A 17,739-nucleotide genomic window follows, 5' to 3' on the forward strand; every position below is an offset into this window, starting at 1 on the left:
TGGATGGCGGGACGAGGATGCAGAGTGGGATCAGCCCGGGGCGCGGATCGCGGCGACCTGGAGGATGACGGATTGGAAGTCCGCCCGCGTCTGGAACGTGTGCCACCGCCGCCCCAGCGGGCTGGCCGACCACCCGTGGAACAGCCAGCTGCCGCGCGCCAGGTACGCGGGGATGCGCTCGCGGAGCCACTCGCGCCCGAACCCCGCCCATTCCCCCGCGACGATCTTCAGGTTGCGGTGGACGACCGGCGCCACCTCGAACAGGTAGATCTGGCGAAGCTCATCGATCGAGAACGGCGACCGCGCCAGCTCGTCCGCGACGCGCTGCAGCATGGGCGTATCGACCACCGTATCCAGGAACAGGTCCGCGATTGCATCCCACACCGGCAGCCGCACCTCGACTTCCACCGCCGACAGCGCCCGCCGCGTCACCCGTTCACCCGTTCACCCGTTCACCCGTTCACCCGTTCACCCGTTCACCCGTTCACCCGTTCACCCGTTCACCGCATCCCCACCGCCTGCCACACCCGCTCCAGCGTCGGCTCGGCCACCGCACGGGCGCGGCGGGCGCCTTCCTCCAGCACCTCGTCCACGTAGCCGGGCTTCGCCAGGATCTCCTCGCGGCGGGTGCGCATGGGGGCGTAGTACTCCCAGATCGCCTCGAACAGCCGCTGCTTGAAGTGCCCGTAGCCCACGCCGCCCGCGCGGAACTCGTCCTTCATCTGCTGCACCTGCTCGGGCGACGCGAACAGGCGGTAGAGGTCGACGATCGTGGAGGAGTCGGGGTCCTTGGACGCCTCCAGCGGCGTGCTGTCGGTGACGATGCTCATCACCTTCTTTCGCAGCGCCTTTTCCTCCGTGAAGATGTCGATGGTGTTGCCGTAGCTCTTGCTCATCTTGCGCGCGTCCAGCCCCGGCACCACCGCCACGTCCTCGCTGATCTTGGCGTCGGGCAGCTTGAGCGTGCCCTCGCCGTACGCCTCGTTGACCTTGATGGCGATGTCGCGCGTGACCTCCAGGTGCTGCTTCTGGTCCTTGCCCACCGGCACCAGGTCCGCATCGTACGCCAGGATGTCGGCGGCCTGCAGGATGGGGTAGGTGAACAGCCCCACGTTGGCGGAAAGGCCGTTCGCCACCTTGTCCTTGTACGCCACCATGCGCTCCATCAGCCCCATCGGCGTAACGCTGGTCAGCGTCCACATCAGCTGCACGTGGGCGGGCACCTGCGACTGGCGCCAGTACACCGTCTGCTCCGGGTCAAGCCCGCACGCCAGCAGGTCGATGGAGGCGGTGCGGATGTTCTCGCGCATCGCCGCGCCGTTGCTGGAGGACGTCAGCGCGTGCAGGTCCGCCAGAAACACGAAGACCTCGCCCTGCCCCTGCAGATCGAGGACGGGCTTGATGGCGCCGAAGTAGTTGCCGATGTGCAGGATGCCCGAAGGCTGAATCCCGGTCAGAATGCGCATGTTGGATGAATGTCGAAGATCGCGATGACGGATGTTGATGCGGCGCGCACCGAATCTGGCCTGGCGCGCCCCAGTATCCGTAAGTTAGCAAGCCGTGCCGAACCCAGACAACCCACGACCTGCGCGAAAGCCGGTCGCACGGGTTTTCTACTTTCGCACTCTCGCACTCTCGCACTGGCCGTCTCGTGACCGATCCCGTCCTCGACCCGCTCGCCGGCCTGCGCGCGAGCCCCGACCCGCGCGATCCCCGCGCGCCCACGCTGCTGCGCCCGTGGGCGGACGGCGAGCCGCTGTACGGCCGCACGGTCGTCCTTGGTTTTCCGTACGACGGCGGCATTCCGTCGCGCCCCGGCGCCCGCTTTGGCCCGCGCGCCATCCGCGACGCCCTCGCCTCGTTCGGCACGTTCGACGGTGAGCGCCACGTTTCCCCCGCGCTGGACCTGGGCGACATCGCGCTGCCGACCATGAACGGCGCCGACGCGCACGCCGCGATCGAGCAGGCCGCGCGGCAGGTGTTCGCGGCGGGCGCGCGCCCTGTATTTCTGGGCGGCGACCACGGAATCACGGGCTCCATCATCCGCGGCCTGGCCGCCGCGCGGCCGCACATCGGCCTCGCCATCGTCAACGTCGATGCGCACCTGGACGTGCGCGAATACGACGACGAGGCGCACCTTTCCAGCGGCACCCCGTTCCGCCGCGCAATGGAGACGCCAATCGTCGACGGCCGGCACGTGGCGATGATCGGCATCCGCCGCTTCGCCAACTCGCAGTATTACATCGAGTTCGCCACGGGCGAGGGCGTGCACCTGTCCACGGTGGAGGACGTTGAAGCGCACGGCGCGGTGACAGTTTCTCGCGCCGCCCTCTATCGTGCTACAAGCGGGGCGGACGCGCTCTACCTCAGCATCGACATGGATGCCGCCGACACGGCGTTCGCCCCCGGCGTAAGCGCGCCCGGCACCGGTGGATTGTCCGCGCGGGAGATGATCGACATCGTCCGCACCGTCACGGCGGACCCGCGCCTGGTCGCCGCCGACATCATGGAAACCTCGCCGCCGTACGATCCCGACGGCCGCACCGCCCGGCTGGCCGCGCGGCTGCTCCTCGAGATTTTGGCCGCCCGCCCGTGAGCGCCGCGCGCCTGATCGCCGTCCCGTACGACAGCGGCATCCGCGGCTGGCGAATGGGCGCCGGCCCGGACCGCCTGCTGGCCGCCGGCCTGGAGGACGCGCTCCGCGCCCGCGGCCACACCGTTTCCGCCGAGCACGTCGAACTCCCCGCCGACATTCCGTCGACGGAGATCGCCTCCACCTTCACCCTTGCAGCGCGGCTGGCGGATCGCGTCCGCGCCGCCCGCGCGGAGGGTGCGCTGCCGGTTGTCCTGGCCGGCAACTGCGCCAGCGCCATCGGCACGCTGTCGGGGCTGGATGGTGCAGCGCCCGCGATCATCTGGCTGGACGCGCACGCGGACCTCAACACGCCCGAGACGACGCGCAGCGGCATGCTGGATGGGATGGCGCTCGCCATCGCCACCGGCCGCTGCTGGGGCCCGATGGCCGCCACCGTCCCCGGCTTTCGCCCCATCCCTGACGAGAACGTCTGCCTGATCGGCGCTCGCGATCTGGACCCCGCGGAGTCAGAGTATCTCGTCCGCTCCGACACGCCGGTGCTCTCGGTGGTGGATTATCCCGAGTGGCTTGCCCCTGCGCTGGAAAGCCTGCGCACCCGTGCAGACACCGTGTATCTGCACATCGACCTGGATGTGCTGGATCCGTCCGAAGGCCGCGCCAACTCCTTCGCGACCGACGGTGGACTGATGCTGCGCGACGTGCTGAAGGTGATCGAAAGGATCCGCGAGCGCTTCCAGATCGGCGCCGTCGCCCTCACCGCCTACGACCCCACCTGCGACCCCGATGGCCGGATCTCGTCCGCCGCCGGAGAAATCATACGGAAAATCGCCGGCTGACGGAGCGCCGACCCAACCGCAGTCCCGTACCTTCGTACTCCCGTACCTTCGTACTCTCGTACCTTCGTACCAAAGAAGATCGCCCCGGCGCCATCCAGGCGCCGGGGCGATTCCGTCCGCGAAGGAGCCGCTTACTGACGGTTCTCGCGCAGGATCTGCTCGCGGTACTCCTCGCTCGCGAAGATGGCGATCTCCACGCGGCGGTTCTGCTGGGCGCCGGCCGGGGTGCTGTTGTCGGCCACCGGCTCCGACTCGCCGCGGCCTTCCACGCGCACGCGGCTGGCGTCGATGCCCTGCGAGGCCAGGAAGTTCCGCGCGCCTTCGGCCCGGCGGTAGCTGAGCCCCATGTTGTACTCGTCCGAGCCCGACGAGTCGGTGTGGCCCACGATGAGGACAGTGGTGCCCGGGTAGTTGCGCAGGCTGGTGGCCAGCTGCCGCAGGTTCTCACGCCCGGCGGGAAGCACGTCCGCCGAGTTGTACGGGAACAGCACGCCGCTCTCGAACGTCACCGCGATGCCCTCGCCCACGCGCTCCACCTCGGCCGCGGGCAGGTTCTGCTCCAGCTCCTGCGCCTGCTGGTCCATCCGCCGGCCGATCACCGCGCCGGCCGCGCCGCCCACCACCGCGCCGATGATGGCGCCGCGGGCCGTGTTCCCCGTCTGCCGCCCGATGATGGCGCCGATGGCGGCACCGGCGCCGCCGCCGGCGGCCGCGCCCTTCTCGGTGTTGTTCATCGAGGCGCAGCCGGTCATCCCGGTGCTTACGGTAAGCGCAGCCAGCGCCACCGTGAACTTGCGATTCAGTGCGTTCATCACCCTTTGCTCCGTCTAGAGACAAGCCTTCTCACATCAGCCACGTTGGCGACATCGGAGGCCGGTCATCTGCAAGGGCGGTGCCGGGTGCTCACTCGACGTGACTCGCTTCTCAATCTTGGGTAAAGATCCGATTTCGCCCCTCAGATTTTGCTCGATAGAGTGCTTCATCAGCCCTACGGAGTATGCGCGCGGCATCATCTCCTTCTAGCTCCGATGTCGCTGCCGCGGACACTCCGCACGACAATGTCACGCGCAACTCTTGGGGTACCGCGCCAACCTCAGCTTCGGGGGATAACCACTCAATTCTTAGTTTCTCAACAGCCTTTCGAACTCGTTCGGCAATAGCGGCCGCCTCAGCGAGCGTTGTATCTGTAAACACCAGTGCTATTTCTTCGCCTCCGTAACGGTATATCCGTCCACCGCGCGCTGCAACTATGCCGATTATAGTATCGCACACTCTACGCAAAACCAAATCTCCCGCTTGGTGTCCATATACATCATTGAACGATTTGAAGTGGTCAATATCCGCCATGCATAAGGCAAGAGGCTGTTCATCCGATGCAGCAGCAAGCGCCGAGGGGAGTTCCCGGTCAAAGTCCCGACGAAGTTGTGCTCCGGTCAGATCGTCCAAGCGCTCTGGGCGGAATCCCCCGGCAGCACTAAGACGTCCACGTACGCGATCATTGGGACACTTACATTGCACGAAACCGCAGTGTTTGCATCTACCGGGATAAACATCCCAGCAGACTTCGGCCAAGTTGATAGACTCCAATCCGAACCACTCCGGAAGCAAATTGGCAAGCGCGAAAATCCACGCCAAGACATCGGCTGCCTCGTTCCTAACTCCCGCTGCCTCTACATGCTCCAAACGACAGGCTTCAGCGAGTTCACCGAGTTCTTCAAGTAAACGAAAAAAGGCATGGTGAACACGGTGTTCAATGGAACTCTGGATGTCCTGCGGCGGAATACCCTGTCTGCCATAGATGTACCTGAACATCCTCTGCCACTCATTCAAATTCCTCGGACGATCAAGGTCGTGAGCTATAGACATTCTCTCAAGCCACTCCACATCTATACTCTCCCGATGAGAGCCACAGCGGCATTGCTTACCTTTGCAATACGGACAAACAAGTGGAAACTTATCCCACAACAGTCGTTCCAAGTCCTGAATCTTTAGCTCTCGTGACAACGCGCAGAACCACGCCAACATCTTTGCCAAAAACTCCTTGGCAGCTTTGCGATCCTCATCTTTCCGTATATGTCGTGCAAAACCCGCAACAACTTCTACTAAGTGCGCGAATAGCCTATACCGGTCACGCTCGATGTTCTTGAGCCCGTATATTTCGTAGAACATCGCATGCCACTCGTTTAGCGGCATGGCAGCCCGGGGAGCAGCAGTAATCATAGATCGTTGTGCCTGAGGTGAATGAGTAAGTTCCTAGTGTCCAACTACAGCGTGGAAATAGGAGTTCATCTCTCGGGAGCCGTAGAACATACCATGAGGAGTCAGCAGCACAGACTGATACTCGAGAGCGGGCAATACCCTGACCCGTGAACCAGAGGCTCGAATATGCTGAAAATACCGCTCCAGCGTACCTTCCAGCAAAGCGTCGCTCGTGAAGAGAATAAATTCCGCCGATTGGGTCTGGGACATAGTTACCTCCTCTAGTTACGGTTTGAAAGTAGAGAGCGCCGAAAACCAGCGCTCTTCCTCTTGGTACGACACACCGAAGTCAGCGAAGAAAGCCCCTGATTTGTTACCATCTTCACTAGGCCAATACGTGAGCCTTCGGCGGGGCGCAGCATATGTTGAAAAATGCGCCTCGGCAGTAGCACCAACGGAGAGACGCCCTTTATATTGAGGACGGTAGATCGCTAGAAATTGCGCTTGGGTGCAGAGAAGAAAATCTCGGCTACGGATATGATCTTCGATCGGTGTGCGTGGTCGAGTCGAAACTCCGATGAGTTCCGACACCATGGACCTAGGGATTGAAATTGGCACGGCATCGGGGAAGACCGCGAGTCGCTCGTGCACATCATCAACAGGCCACCTAGTGCCTTGGCTAATCACCACTGGCCCGTCAAGATCATTATGCTCGAGGAGTCTATTGTGCTCGGCCACTAGGATCATTTCGTCTATCGTTAGTGGATCAAACGCGGTAGCAATTTCCGATACACGCCGCCGCATCCGATCTATGATGGCTCTCGCACCTGGATCACTCCGGATGTTCGTTATGGGAAAGCTCAGATAGCACCGGGGAATTTCTGGTTCGAGCAGAAGGCGACGAAGTGTCTCTTTGTAGTGCTTAACAGCAAACGCCCAAACGTCAATAGTTCTACCTGGAATAAGGTTTTCGCTGAGACTGGTTGCTTCCTCATACTCTAACGTTCGCCATGCCAGCAGTTCGCCAAGAGTATAGTGGCTGTAGGTGTCGTTGTGCTCATTTTTCTGCTCTATTCGTTGCCACACATGGTATATGTCATCAATCAATACAGTAATCGCTCTCGGATCTAAAGCGGCTATTTCACCCCAAGGATGGACCAATCGGATCTGATGATCGCGGTAGAACGTTACGTGAAATCCAACAAGCGCTATCATCGGCCTGTCCGCCTCAATCTTCTGGCGAAGTTTTTGCCAAGCGCCACTCAGCACTCGCTTCTGCTCGGAACGATGAAGCGATAAAAAGGTAGCGGCATCTCTGAACTCCTGAAAATCATGTACATCATAAACCCGGACGTGCTGCTTCCTACTGGACTCTGGAATACCAGCGTAGTCGCAAAGGTAACCCGCAAACGCTTCCAGCACCTCGCGCTTGCCTACGCCTGCAGTGCCTGCAAACAAATAAACAGCAGTCATTGTTGCTCTGTGCTCTGGAAGGAGATGTTGGAGATCATGTTCGACCGAACAATGCGATCTCCCAGCTTAGCTGTCAAGATTTCCCGACTTACGATTAAAAGTAATTCACAACTGAGCCGCGGTTGTTTGGGGCACGAGCATCAGTGCGGCAACCCGGCAGCTCTATGTGCTCGTCGACACCATTTCAGTTCACATGCTTTACACAGGCACGAAGAGGGGTGGGGTCTGTGTGGCCCGGTGCTTGCCCCTCCGCCGCCCGTTCACATGAGTGCCTGATCTACCCCGCGCCACGAGTACGATTTGCCAACCGCTGCGCCGCAGACCGACGCGAACGCGAACCTGCTTCCGTTCCTGAAAGAGCACTTCTCGCTGGACACGTTCCGGGCGGGGCAGGAGGAGACCATCCGCGCGGTGCTGGCCGGGCAGGACGCGCTCGTCGTGCTGCCGACGGGGGCGGGCAAGTCGCTCATCTACCAGCTGCCGGCGCTGCTGCTGCCCGGGCTCACCATCGTCGTCTCTCCGCTCATCGCGCTGATGAAGGACCAGACGGACAAGCTGGACGAGCTGGGTGTGGACGCGTGGACCATCAACTCGGCGCAGTCGGCGCGGGAGCAGCGCGCGGCGGAAGAGGCGGTGGAGGGCGGCGGCGGAAAGATCCTGTACGTGACGCCGGAGCGCTTTCGCGACCGCGAGTTCTTCGAGGTGCTGCTGGACCGCGAAGTGTCGCTGTTCGTGGTGGACGAGGCGCACTGCGTGAGCCAGTGGGGCCATGACTTCCGGCCGGACTACATGATGCTGGGCGGCATCGCCGAGCGGCTGGGGCGGCCGCCGGTGATGGCGTTGACCGCCACGGCGTCGCCGCAGGTGCGCGACGACATCATGCACCAGATGCGGATGCGCGACCCGTTCACCTGGGTGGGCGACCTCATCCGCCCCAACCTGTTCCTTGAAGTTCAGCCCACCGTCAACGAGTCGCAGAAGGACGCGGCGCTGGAGCAGGTGCTGCGCAAGGCGCAGGGGACGGGGATCGTCTACGTGGCGACGGTCAAGGAGGCGGAGCGCATCTACGAGGAGTTCGGCAAGCGGCACAGCCTGGCACTGTACCACGGCAAGCTGGGATCGAAGGAGCGGCACGAGGCGCAGGACCGCTTTATGGGCGGCCAAGTGAAGGCGGTGGTGGCGACGAACGCATTCGGGCTGGGGATCGACAAGCCCGACATCCGCTTCATCGTGCACTACCACTTTCCCGGCAGCATGGAGTCGTACTACCAGGAGGCGGGCCGCGCGGGGCGGGACGCGGAGCCGTCGCGGTGCGTGATCCTGTACCGCGAGGAGGACCGCGGCGTCCAGGGCTACTTCCTGGGCGGCAAGTATCCTGACCTGGACGAGGCCATCGCCACGGCGCGCATCGTCAACCGCATGCCGCTGGAGGAAAAGCGGCCGCTGGACGAGATCGCGGACATGGCCGAGGTGCCGCGCCGCAAGGCGCGTATCGTCCTTACGCTGCTCAAGCGGCACGGGATGGTGCGCGAGCACCGCGGCGGGCTGTGGGAACGGCTCAAGCCCGACGTGGCGGCGGCGGACCTGAGCCGCGAGCTGCAGGACTACGAGTCGCGGCGCGCGCAGGACCGCATCAAGCTGGAAGAGATGGTGCGCTACTGCCGCACCGCAAAGTGCCGCACGCGGATGATCCTGGAGTACTTTGGCGAAGAGCAGGCCGAGGACTGGATCTGCGGACACTGCGACAACTGCGTGGCGCCGCGTGTGGAGGGGATGACCGCCGCCGCCGAGGCCCCCGCCATCGCGATGCGGGATGAGGCCGGGTCAACGGGGGCTTCGGTAGACGACAGCGCCTCCGTGGGCGTGGGGGACGAGGTGACGCACGGCACCTTTGGCGAGGGGCTGGTGCTCGCGATCGCTGGCGACAAGGCGGAGGTGGACTTCGAGCGCCACGGCACGCGGATGATCCGGCTGGATTTTCTCAGCCGAGTCGAATAGCAACGTCTCACGGGCACGGATCTCAAAAGAGGATGGGGTACAGAGGAACACAGAGAAAAAGAGAGATGCAGAGGCCCGAACACGGGTTTGCTCTGTATCTCTCTTTTCTCCTCTGTTCCTCTGTACCCCATCCTCTTTCAGGGATCGAGATTCACGTCGGATCCGGCGATTTCGCGCCCACGCTGGAGAACAGGGCGTTCGCCTCCGGAAAGGTGAGCCCGCCCTGCATCGCCGCATACGTCCCCTGCTCCAGGATCTCCGCGGCGGCGCGGCGGATCTGCGCCATCACCGCCAGCGTGAGCGACGGGCCGATGCTCACGCGCACCACGCCGAGCGCCTGCAGTTCCGCGATGGTGGGACCGGCGCCGCGGCCCGCCATCACGTTCAGCGGCGCGCCAATCGCGGGGACCAGCGCGCGGATGATCTCGGAATCCGCCACACCGGGGACGAAGATGCCGTCCGCACCCGCGCCAGCATAGGCCTGCGCGCGCCGTACCGTCTCGTCGAAGCGGCCCTCCGGCGGCCCGGCTTGGGCGAGATAGGTGTCCACGCGGGCATTGATGAACAGTTCCACGCCTTCGCGCGACGCGGCCTCGCGGGCGGCGGCGATCCGCTCCACCTGCTCGTCGACGTCCATCAGCGTGACGCCGTCGCGGCCGGGCGCATCTTCCAGGTTGATGCCGACGGCGCCAGCGCCGATCACACGGCGGACGGTTTCGGCGACGTCGTCAGGAGTGCCGTCGCCGTATCCGCGCTCCACGTCGGCGGTTACGGGGACTTGGACGACGCGGGTGATCCGCTCGACGGCGTTGATCATCTGGTCGCGCGTAAGGCCCTCGCCGTCCGTGCGGCCCAGCGCCCACGCCACGCCCGCGCTGGTGGTGGCGATGGCGCGCGCGCCCGCGTCCTCGATCAGGCGCGCGCTCATAGCGTCCCACGCGTTCGGCAGGACCAGGATGCGGCCCGAATCCGGCTGGTGCATGCGGCGGAAGGCGTCCGCCTGGTCAGGCTGGTTGGTCCGGAACATCGCTCACCCGTCTGGAAGAAGAGGCGGACGCGGCAATCCGGTGCCGCGTCCGCGATTGAACCTATCGGCCGCGAACCGCTCAGGCAGCCACCGCCCGCGCGATCCGCCCGTCGCGAACGTCGTACCCCTCGAGCCGCAGCAGCACCTGCTTGGCGTCCAGCCCGCCCGCGTAGCCGGTCAGCGTCCCGTTCGCGCCGATCACGCGGTGGCAGGGGATGATGATGGGAATGGGATTCGTCGCGTTGGCGCGGCCCACGGCGCGGGCGGCGCCGGGGCGGCCGATGCGCGTCCCCAATCCACCGTAATCCACCACCTCGCCGTGTCCCAGCGTCCGCAGCGCATCCCACACCGTGCGCTGAAAGTCGCTGCCCGCGGGCGCCAGCGGCAGGTCAAAGTCCGTCCGCTGGCCCGCGAAGTACTCGCGAAGCTGCGTGGCGGCCGCGGCGCAGCGGTCCGCATCCCACGAAACGTCCGCGGGCGGCGCCTGGTGCGCGAAGAGGACGTGGGTCAGCGCGCCGTCCGCGTTCACCACCAGGGTCAGCGGGCCGATGGGCGAGTCGAGCGTGTGCGCGTAGGCCTTCATTGCGGGTCTCCCAGGCTGCTCCAGAGGTGAACGGTTCCCAGGCTGCGGAACGGGGCGAACGGCTCCATCAGTTCGCGCGTCTCCGCGGTCCCGGGGCGGTGGTCGAGATGGTGAAAGCGCTGCAGCGCGGCCGTCAGCCCCGCGTCGCCCACGGGGACGCAGTCGGCGAATCCGCAGCCGCGCATCAGAAAGTAGTTCACGGACCAGGGGCCCAGCCCGCGCACGTCCAGCAACCGCCGCTCCACCGCAGTCGCCATCTCCCGCTCCGCGTCGATCGCCAGCTCGCCGCTTGCGATCATCCGCGCCACGTCGATCAGGTACTCCGCCTTGCGGCCGGAGAAGCGGCGGCTGGTGAGGTCCGTGTAATCAAGCGCGGCGACGGCCCGCGGTGTGGGATGCGCGTACAGCCCGTCCCCCACCGGCTCCCCCGCCAGCTCCGCGACCGCGGCGCGCAGCGCGTAGGCGAAGGGCAGGTTCACCTGCTGGCCCACGATGGTCCACACCAGGCACTCCCACGCCGTCGCCGTCAGCGGAATGCGCATTCCGCGGCGCGGCGCGATGAGGCGCGCATACTCCGGCTGTCGCGCGATCTGCCGTTCGAAGGAGGATGAATCGCTCGCCAGGTTCAGCATACGCACGGCGGCCGCGTGCGCCTCTCGCATCTGCCCGGCACTCAGCGGACCGGCCGCATCCACCGCGCAGACGGCGGAATCCGCATCGAACCGCATCCGCAGCACCACGGGTGCGTCGCCCAGCCGCATCGCCTTCGCCAGTTCATCGCCCCGCACGCGTTCGATGACGCTCGCCGGATCGCGCCCCTGGTAGCCGAGCACCGCGTCCGCGCGATAGCCCTCCGGCAGCGCAATGGTGAAGGATGGCGACCCGCCCAGCGCGCGGTAGTCGCCGGGCGTAAGGCCCGTCAGCCGGCGGAAGTTGAGGTGAAAGGCGGACAGGCTCTCGAACCCCGCGGCGTACGCGGCCTCCGACACCGTCGCCCCGCCGGCCAGCGCGCGGCTGGCGGCGGCCACCCGCTCGCGCGCCAGGAACGCGGCGGGCGTCAGGTGAAAGTGGCGGCGGAACAGCGCATTCAGCTTGGTCGCGCCGATGCCAGACGCGGTGACCAGCGCCGCCGCGTCGGCAAAGCCAGATGGATCGCGGCGCACGTCGGCGGCCAGTGTCTCCAGCAGATGGACGTCGGGATCGTACTGCTGGTAGAAGTTGTCGGGCCGGCAGCGGCGGCAGGGGCGCAGCCCCGCGGAGCGCGCTTCGTCCTCCGAGCCGAAGAAGCGGACGTTCTCCGGCAGCGGCTTGCGTGCGCTGCACGAGGGCAGGCAGTAGATGCCCGTCGTAAGCACGCCGGTGATGAACCTGCCGTTGCTGGCGGTGTCGCGAGCGTAGAACCGCTCCAGCATCCATTCGCGCGTCATCATGATCATGGCCCCAATCTACGCACTCGCCACCGCCGTGTCGTCCTGATCTCTTCGCGGGAATTTCATGTGGCGGATCGCGGGTGGGTGGACGAGCGCGCGGGCGGGTATTCTTCGTTTACTTTGTACACCTCGGCATCCGACGGGGTGCCCCGCCCGACGGTTGGGCGGCTCGGCGAAGGGCATCGAACTGCGTCCGACGGGGTGCCCCTCCCCCGACCCCTCCCCGTTCGTTCCTCACGGAGAGGGGAGAAAAGATAGACGGCTTTGAAGGAGATGTGTATGGGGAAATACATCAGCCGCATTCAGGCACCCATTCTGGATGCGGCAAAAGTGCACCGGCAGGATCCGACCGCGGCCGAAGCCGTGCTGTGGGCAGCGTTACGAAGGCAGCAGCTGGGTGGATTGGGATTCCGGCGACAGCACCCCGTGGGGCGCTTCATCCTGGACTTCTACTGCCCGCGTAAAAAGCTGTGCGTCGAGTTGGACGGACCGATACATGAGGGACGGGAGATGATGGACCAGGCGCGGACGGAAGCCCTCGGCACCCTCAACATCCGCGTCATCCGCTTCCGCAACGAGGAAGTCCTGACCGATCTCCCCTCCGTGCTGAACCGCATCGAAGCGGCAGCCGCCCAGCCCTGACGTGCCGTTCTCCCCCTCTCCGTGAGGAACGAACGGGGAGGGGGCCGGGGGGAGGGGCACCACGCACCGCGGCCCGGGCACGCGCGCGCGCACCCGGGCCGCCTTTCATCTACCCCAAACGTGCTTTACTGAATCGACTTCAGCTGCACGACGATCGGCTGGCCGACCAGCTCCTGCTTGAGCACGATGTGCGGAGCATCCGCGCGCAGCCACAGGGTCATCGCCGAGGAGCCGCCCGTGGACGACACGCGGTATGCCTGGAACGTGCCCGCCGGGACCGTCACGCTCTCGATGGCGCCCACCGCGTAGGTGACCGGGGCCACCGCGCCGGTGCTGGTGTTGAAGACGGGGATCACGATCGTCTTGCCCTCCGCCAGGTCGGCGACCGAGAGCATGGCGTCTTCCATCTGGCTCCACGCGGAGCCCGCGACGGCCTCCACGTCGAACGTCTTGCTGCCGCCCGCCTGCGCCGGCATCTCCCCCGTGCCCACGAAGCGGCCGTTCTCCACCCGCACGTCCATCCGGCCATCAAAGGCGCCGGCGTACGTCTCGTTGTACGTCCGCGGCTCCCACGCCGGGCCCCACACGCCGGTGATGGTCTGCTGCACGCCGCCAAAGGTGCCGGTCATGCTGTGCTTCCACCCGTCGCCCTCGCGCGCCAGGACGTTGTTCATCCGGCCGATCGGGTTGCCCCGCGCCAGGATCTCGTACTCCGCCGTGTGCGGGTGCAGGCGCGAGATGTCGAACGAGGCGCCCGAAGCGCGCACCTCCAGCGCGCCGCGGTCCATCGGCCGCCCCTCCCCGTCCACCAGCTCCACGGGGGCAATGCGCTCCAGCCCGGCAAGCACCCGCCCCGCGTCGCCCACGACGGTGACCACCAGGCTGTCGGGGCGAAGGTAGCGGGCGGCCACGCGGCGCACGTCATCCACCGAAACGGCGGCGATGCGCTCGCGGCGCTGCAGCAGGTCCTCGATGGGCAGCCCCTTGAGCCGGGTGAGCGCCACCTGCGAGGCCACGTCGTTGGCCGTCTGGATGCCGATGGGGAACGAGCCCACCAGGTACCCCTTGGCCGCCTCCAGCTCCTGCGCCGTCACCGGCTCGGCGGCGACGCGGCGGAACTGCGCCAGCATCTCGGCCACGGCGCTGTCCGTCACCTCGCTGCGCACCTCCATCGCCGCCAGCAGCCGGCCCACGTCGCGGGGGCGGTCCACGTCGGAATAGGCGCCGTACGTCCACCCCTTCTGCTCGCGCAGGATGCTGAACAGGCGCGAGTCCGTGCCGCCGCCCAGGATCTTGTTCAGCACCAGCAGCGCGGGGTAGTCCGCCTCCGCGGCGCGGATGGTGTTGCGGCCGGCGCGCACGTTGCTCTGCACGGCGCCGGGGCGGTGCACCAGCAAAATGCGCGTGGGCGCGGAGGCCGGGATGCCGCCGTACGCCGGGCGCGGCGCGTCCCCGCCCCGCCATCCACCGAACCGCGTGCGCGCCATCTGCTCCACCCGCGCCGCGTCCACGTCGCCCGCGACCACGAGCAGGGCGTTGCGGGGGGTAAAGTGGGCCTGGTGAAAGGCGACCATCGCATCCCGGTCCAGCGCGGCCAGCGTCTGCGCCGTGCGATAGCGGCCGTAGGGATGCTGCCCGTACAGCCGCTCGCCGAAGCGGCGGTTGGCCAGGTAGCCCGGATCCGCCATCCACTGCTGCAGCTGCGACAGCGCGCGGTCGCGGGAAGCGGCCACCTCGTCATCGGGGAACGAGGGATTCAGCGTGACGTCGGCCACCAGCTCCATGGCCAGCGGCAGGTGCTCGGCCAGCACGGAGGCGTACACGCTGGTGTAGTCCTCAGCCGACCCGGCGCCGATGCTGCCACCCGTGCGCTCGATGGCGCCGGACAGCTCCGCGCCGCTGCGCGTGGCCGTCCCCTTGGGAAGCAGCTCGGCGAACAGGCCGGCCAGGCCCACGCGCTCCGCGGCAACGGACGCGGAGCCGGAGCCCACCAGCAGGTTTACGCTCGCCACCGGGTGCGCGTGGTTCTCCACCACGATCAGCCGCAGCCCGTTGGGCAGCGTGGTCTCGCGAAAGGCGGGAAACTGCAGCGGGCGCGCGGGGAGCGGCGCCGGCGGGGCCTGGCGCTGCGCGGCGGCGGGCGCGGCCACGGCCAGGGCGGCCAGCGCGAGGGCGGCGCGGCGCATCATCATCGACTTTCTCATGGCGGCGCTCACTCCTGCCTGGCGGCGGTTGCGGGGACCACGTTGATGACGGCGCGGTTGCGGACCGAAAGCCAGCGCTCGGCCGCGCGGCGCACGTCGCTGGCCGAGACGGCCAGGTAGCGGGCCAGCTTGGCGTCCGCGTCCCGCGGGCCGCCATGGAAGTGGACGGCGTGCTGCAGCGCCTCGGCGGTGCCGTGCGGCGTCTGCCGCTCGAAGATCGCCTGCGCGCGGCGCTGGTTCTTGGCCTTCTCCAGTTCCTCCGCGGTCACGCCCTCGCGCGCCACCTTCGTGATCTCCTCGTCAAAGATCTGCAGCAGGCGCTCGTTGGTCGTCCCCTGCGCGGCGCTCAGCCAGAAGAAGGCCTCGCCGGGGCCGCGGTGCTCCAGGAAGATGGATTCCACGCTGAGCGCGGCCTTTTCCTGGTCCACCATGCGGTCCTGCAGCCGCGACGTTTCGCCCACGGCCAAAATGCCGTTCAGCAGCTCCAGCGCGTAGAAGTCCGCCTCGTCCTGCGCGGGAAGCCCGTAGACCACGAACACGGCAGGCAGCGGCGCGCGCGGGTCCTCCACCGTCTTCGTCACCGGCAGGTGCGAGAACGGCTCGGTGCAGCCGGGGCGCTGCGGGGCCGGCGCGCCGGGGATGTCGGCAAAGTACTGGCGGATGAGCGTGCGCGTCTCCGCCGGATCAAAGCCGCCGGCCACGACCAGCGTGGCGTTGTTGGGCGCGTAGTAGGTGCGGAAGAACTGCCGCACGTCCTCCGTGGGCGCGGCCTCCAGATCTTCGAAGCTGCCGATGATCTCGTGCCCGTACGAGAAGCAGGTTTGCGGATTGAAGACGCCGATGAGCCCCTGCCACATGGCGCCCACGTACGGCTGGTTGTCGATGCGCTCGCGGCGCTCTTCCTTTACCACCAGCCGCTGGTTGTCGAAGTTCTCCTGGGTGACGGCCAGGGAGCGCATGCGGTCCGCCTCCAGCCACAGCCCCAGGTTCAGCCGGTTGGAGGGGAGCGTCTGGTAGTAGTTGGTGCGGTTCCAGTCGGTGGTGCCGTTCTGCAGGTCGCCGCCGGCGCGCTCCACGAGGACAAAGTGCTCGCCCTTTCCGACGTTGGCGCTCCCCTGGAACATCATGTGTTCAAAGAGGTGCGCAAAGCCGGTGCGGCCCGGCCGCTCGTCGCGCGAGCCGACGTCGTACCACACGTTGACGGCGACCGTGGCGACGGCGGGATCGGGCGCCAGGATGACGCGCAGGCCGTTGTCCAGGCGGAACTCCTCGTACGCCAGCCGGCCGCCCTGCGCGTGCGCGGGCGTCGCCAGCAGGGCCAGGGCCGCCAGCCCGGTGAGGGAGACGCGGCCTCTCATGCCGCCTCCATGGGGTTGATCTTCATCGATGTGCCGTGGTTGCTGGTAGTGGAGGTTGTGGATGGTGATGGTGGATCGGGATGATGATGTCGATCGTTGGAAATCTCGGTGATGTACTGGCTTTGGAGCGGGCTGACGGCGCGGTGCGCCCCCTCCGCTCGCTTGGGCTCGCACCTCCCCCGAAACTGCCGGGGGAGGTTGGTTGTATCCGCAGGGGCAGGTGCGTAGAAATTAGCACCGCCGCGCGGCAAAGCGAGATCGACTTCTCCCCTCTCCGTGAGGAACGAACGGGGAGGGGCCGGGGGAGGGGCACACCGCCGGACGCAGTGCGATGCCGCTCGCCTCACCCCGATCCATCGGTTCCGCTGGCGGAGCGTCCGCCTCGCGCGGAATCAGTGCAGGAAGCGCGGGCCCTCGCGATCCTCCGGGCCCACGGCGAAGCGGCGGGGGCGGCGCGGCAGGTGGGAAGCGGGGGGCGGCGGCGCGGGCGCGTCGTCGGGCTCCGTCCAGCTGAGCAGGGAGACCGGCAGCAGGCCGATGGCCACCGCCACCGCGGCGAACGCGCCCACGGCGGAGCGCGGATCGGCGGGCAGCCATAGCGCGTCGATGCGCAGCGCCAGCTCCGCGTAGACCACCACCGCCAGCAGCAGCCATCCGGTGCCGTGAAACGCGGCCGCGTACGCCCGGTCGCGGGCCGCCAGACGGCTGGCGTCCAGCGGCAGCGCGCCGCCCCGCAACACCGACGCCTCCGCGAGCGAGAACAGGCAGAGGATCCCCGCGAACAGCGTCACGAATCCCAAAAACCCGGCCAGCTCGCCGTCGCCCGCCAGCGCGCTGATGGCCACGTGCGCGGCGAAGGCTGTCCACAGCCCGGCGACGGCCGTGCGGCGGTGCCGCTGGGTGGGGAGCTTGAGCCAGGCGAACGGGCGCTCGTGGCGGATGCGCAGCAGAACCTGGAGCAACTTCATTTCGGTGGATCGGTGCTGGTGGAGCGGCGTCCTCAGGCGCTCCAGTCCTTCGGGTGGACCAGGGGACGCGTCGGGATACGGGAAGGAGGCCCGGCGAGATTCAGAGGCTCGGCCGACCCTCACGGGCCCTCACCCGCTCGCTCAGGCTCGCACCCTCTCCCGCACGCGGGAGAGGGTATAAGCTGCGTGAGCCTCCGTGCGCTACGACCGCATGTCGCGCGAGGGGCGGGCGACCCCTCCGGGCGCGCACCACTCGCCCCAACCCCCCCAAAACCCCGCAAAACCCTTGGGGGAGGTTGGGGATGCCGCGGGCACGCGGTGCTCCGAACCCATTCGACCGCGCCCGCGGGGGGGGCCCGCCGCCCGCCCCCCCCCCCCCGCGCGCGCCCGCGCGGGGGGAGGGTGGGACCGCGACGCGCGGCGGG

At 67.0% G+C, this 17,739-nt stretch carries 15 protein-coding genes; 4 read left to right on the forward strand and 11 right to left on the reverse strand.

Going from position 1 to position 17,739, the window contains the following annotated elements; genetic code table 11:
* Positions 1 to 30 precede the first annotated feature (30 nt).
* Together ACOJUJ_RS08260 and trpS are read right to left on the reverse strand one after the other, a co-directional pair.
* Positions 31 to 432: a DUF7079 family protein gene (locus tag ACOJUJ_RS08260; RefSeq protein WP_420126389.1), complete on the reverse strand. Its 402-nt coding sequence runs from the start codon at positions 430 to 432 to the stop codon at positions 31 to 33.
* Between the two features lie 68 nt (positions 433 to 500).
* Positions 501 to 1,466: a tryptophan--tRNA ligase gene (gene trpS / locus ACOJUJ_RS08265; protein WP_420126390.1), complete on the reverse strand. Its 966-nt coding sequence runs from the start codon at positions 1,464 to 1,466 to the stop codon at positions 501 to 503.
* A 185-nt stretch (positions 1,467 to 1,651) separates the two neighbouring features.
* Here trpS and hutG point away from each other — a divergent pair, with 185 nt between their 5' ends.
* On the forward strand, positions 1,652 to 2,596 hold the full coding sequence (hutG, locus tag ACOJUJ_RS08270) for a formimidoylglutamase (protein ID WP_420126391.1): 945 nt from the start codon (positions 1,652 to 1,654) through the stop codon (positions 2,594 to 2,596).
* Entirely contained in the window at positions 2,593 to 3,432 is an 840-nt protein-coding gene (locus ACOJUJ_RS08275; protein WP_420126392.1) for an arginase family protein, read from the forward strand. The genes hutG and ACOJUJ_RS08275 overlap by 4 nt, the downstream gene beginning before the upstream one ends.
* 131 nt (positions 3,433 to 3,563) lie before the next feature.
* Here the strand turns inward: ACOJUJ_RS08275 and ACOJUJ_RS08280 are convergent, their stop codons facing one another.
* The 3 genes from ACOJUJ_RS08280 to ACOJUJ_RS08290 all read right to left on the reverse strand — a co-directional run bounded on the left by ACOJUJ_RS08280 (position 3,564) and on the right by ACOJUJ_RS08290 (position 7,104).
* Complete coding sequence (locus tag ACOJUJ_RS08280) at positions 3,564 to 4,244, reverse strand: OmpA family protein (RefSeq protein WP_420126393.1); 681 nt, start codon at positions 4,242 to 4,244, stop codon at positions 3,564 to 3,566.
* Between the two features lie 112 nt (positions 4,245 to 4,356).
* Positions 4,357 to 5,625 (reverse strand): GGDEF domain-containing protein, encoded by a 1,269-nt coding sequence (locus ACOJUJ_RS08285; protein WP_420126394.1) that lies wholly within the window; start codon positions 5,623 to 5,625, stop codon positions 4,357 to 4,359.
* Positions 5,626 to 5,916: 291 nt separating this feature from the next.
* Positions 5,917 to 7,104: a hypothetical protein gene (locus ACOJUJ_RS08290; protein WP_420126395.1), complete on the reverse strand. Its 1,188-nt coding sequence runs from the start codon at positions 7,102 to 7,104 to the stop codon at positions 5,917 to 5,919.
* Positions 7,105 to 7,404: 300 nt separating this feature from the next.
* On the opposite strand from ACOJUJ_RS08290, the gene ACOJUJ_RS08295 reads away from it, so the two are divergent.
* A complete protein-coding gene (locus ACOJUJ_RS08295; protein ID WP_420126396.1) occupies positions 7,405 to 9,102 on the forward strand; it encodes a RecQ family ATP-dependent DNA helicase in 1,698 nt (565 codons plus the stop codon).
* Positions 9,103 to 9,253: 151 nt separating this feature from the next.
* Here ACOJUJ_RS08295 and ACOJUJ_RS08300 read toward each other — a convergent pair whose 3' ends face one another.
* The 3 genes from ACOJUJ_RS08300 to ACOJUJ_RS08310 form a co-directional block, all read right to left on the reverse strand.
* The gene (locus tag ACOJUJ_RS08300) at positions 9,254 to 10,129 is read right to left on the reverse strand and encodes an isocitrate lyase/PEP mutase family protein (RefSeq protein ID WP_420126397.1); all 876 of its coding nucleotides are present in this window, start codon (positions 10,127 to 10,129) and stop codon (positions 9,254 to 9,256) included.
* Positions 10,130 to 10,208: 79 nt separating this feature from the next.
* Complete coding sequence (locus ACOJUJ_RS08305) at positions 10,209 to 10,712, reverse strand: methylated-DNA--[protein]-cysteine S-methyltransferase (protein WP_420126398.1); 504 nt, start codon at positions 10,710 to 10,712, stop codon at positions 10,209 to 10,211.
* Entirely contained in the window at positions 10,709 to 12,148 is a 1,440-nt protein-coding gene (locus ACOJUJ_RS08310; protein ID WP_420126399.1) for an Ada metal-binding domain-containing protein, read from the reverse strand. The genes ACOJUJ_RS08305 and ACOJUJ_RS08310 overlap by 4 nt, the downstream gene beginning before the upstream one ends.
* Before the next feature lie 273 nt (positions 12,149 to 12,421).
* Here ACOJUJ_RS08310 and ACOJUJ_RS08315 point away from each other — a divergent pair, with 273 nt between their 5' ends.
* Positions 12,422 to 12,784 (forward strand): endonuclease domain-containing protein, encoded by a 363-nt coding sequence (locus ACOJUJ_RS08315; RefSeq protein ID WP_420126400.1) that lies wholly within the window; start codon positions 12,422 to 12,424, stop codon positions 12,782 to 12,784.
* 125 nt (positions 12,785 to 12,909) lie between these two features.
* On the opposite strand, the gene ACOJUJ_RS08320 is transcribed toward ACOJUJ_RS08315, so the two are convergent.
* From ACOJUJ_RS08320 to ACOJUJ_RS08330, 3 genes are all read right to left on the reverse strand, one after another.
* Positions 12,910 to 14,988 (reverse strand): insulinase family protein, encoded by a 2,079-nt coding sequence (locus ACOJUJ_RS08320; RefSeq protein WP_420126401.1) that lies wholly within the window; start codon positions 14,986 to 14,988, stop codon positions 12,910 to 12,912.
* A gap of 8 nt (positions 14,989 to 14,996) precedes the next feature.
* The gene (locus ACOJUJ_RS08325; protein WP_420126402.1) at positions 14,997 to 16,346 is read right to left on the reverse strand and encodes a M16 family metallopeptidase; all 1,350 of its coding nucleotides are present in this window, start codon (positions 16,344 to 16,346) and stop codon (positions 14,997 to 14,999) included.
* A 392-nt stretch (positions 16,347 to 16,738) separates the two neighbouring features.
* Positions 16,739 to 17,314, reverse strand: a complete 576-nt coding sequence (locus ACOJUJ_RS08330; RefSeq protein WP_420126403.1) for a hypothetical protein — start codon at positions 17,312 to 17,314, stop codon at positions 16,739 to 16,741.
* Positions 17,315 to 17,739 lie beyond the last annotated feature (425 nt).

It is taken from the genome of Longimicrobium sp., from assembly GCF_048594345.1.
Lineage (GTDB): Bacteria > Gemmatimonadota > Gemmatimonadetes > Longimicrobiales > Longimicrobiaceae > Longimicrobium.

What these genes read in the sequence shown, in the direction of transcription:
- trpS (WP_420126390.1), bottom strand. Translation starts at nt 1,466, where the DNA reads ATGCGCATTCTGACCGGGATTCAGCCTTCGGGCATCCTGCACATCGGC.
- ACOJUJ_RS08280 (WP_420126393.1), bottom strand. Translation starts at nt 4,244, where the DNA reads ATGAACGCACTGAATCGCAAGTTCACGGTGGCGCTGGCTGCGCTTACC.
- ACOJUJ_RS08285 (WP_420126394.1), bottom strand. Translation starts at nt 5,625, where the DNA reads ATGCCGCTAAACGAGTGGCATGCGATGTTCTACGAAATATACGGGCTC.
- ACOJUJ_RS08290 (WP_420126395.1), bottom strand. Translation starts at nt 7,104, where the DNA reads ATGACTGCTGTTTATTTGTTTGCAGGCACTGCAGGCGTAGGCAAGCGC.
- ACOJUJ_RS08300 (WP_420126397.1), bottom strand. Translation starts at nt 10,129, where the DNA reads ATGTTCCGGACCAACCAGCCTGACCAGGCGGACGCCTTCCGCCGCATG.
- ACOJUJ_RS08305 (WP_420126398.1), bottom strand. Translation starts at nt 10,712, where the DNA reads ATGAAGGCCTACGCGCACACGCTCGACTCGCCCATCGGCCCGCTGACC.
- ACOJUJ_RS08310 (WP_420126399.1), bottom strand. Translation starts at nt 12,148, where the DNA reads ATGATCATGATGACGCGCGAATGGATGCTGGAGCGGTTCTACGCTCGC.
- ACOJUJ_RS08315 (WP_420126400.1), top strand. Translation starts at nt 12,422, where the DNA reads ATGGGGAAATACATCAGCCGCATTCAGGCACCCATTCTGGATGCGGCA.
- ACOJUJ_RS08320 (WP_420126401.1), bottom strand. Translation starts at nt 14,988, where the DNA reads ATGAGAAAGTCGATGATGATGCGCCGCGCCGCCCTCGCGCTGGCCGCC.
- ACOJUJ_RS08325 (WP_420126402.1), bottom strand. Translation starts at nt 16,346, where the DNA reads ATGAGAGGCCGCGTCTCCCTCACCGGGCTGGCGGCCCTGGCCCTGCTG.
- ACOJUJ_RS08330 (WP_420126403.1), bottom strand. Translation starts at nt 17,314, where the DNA reads ATGAAGTTGCTCCAGGTTCTGCTGCGCATCCGCCACGAGCGCCCGTTC.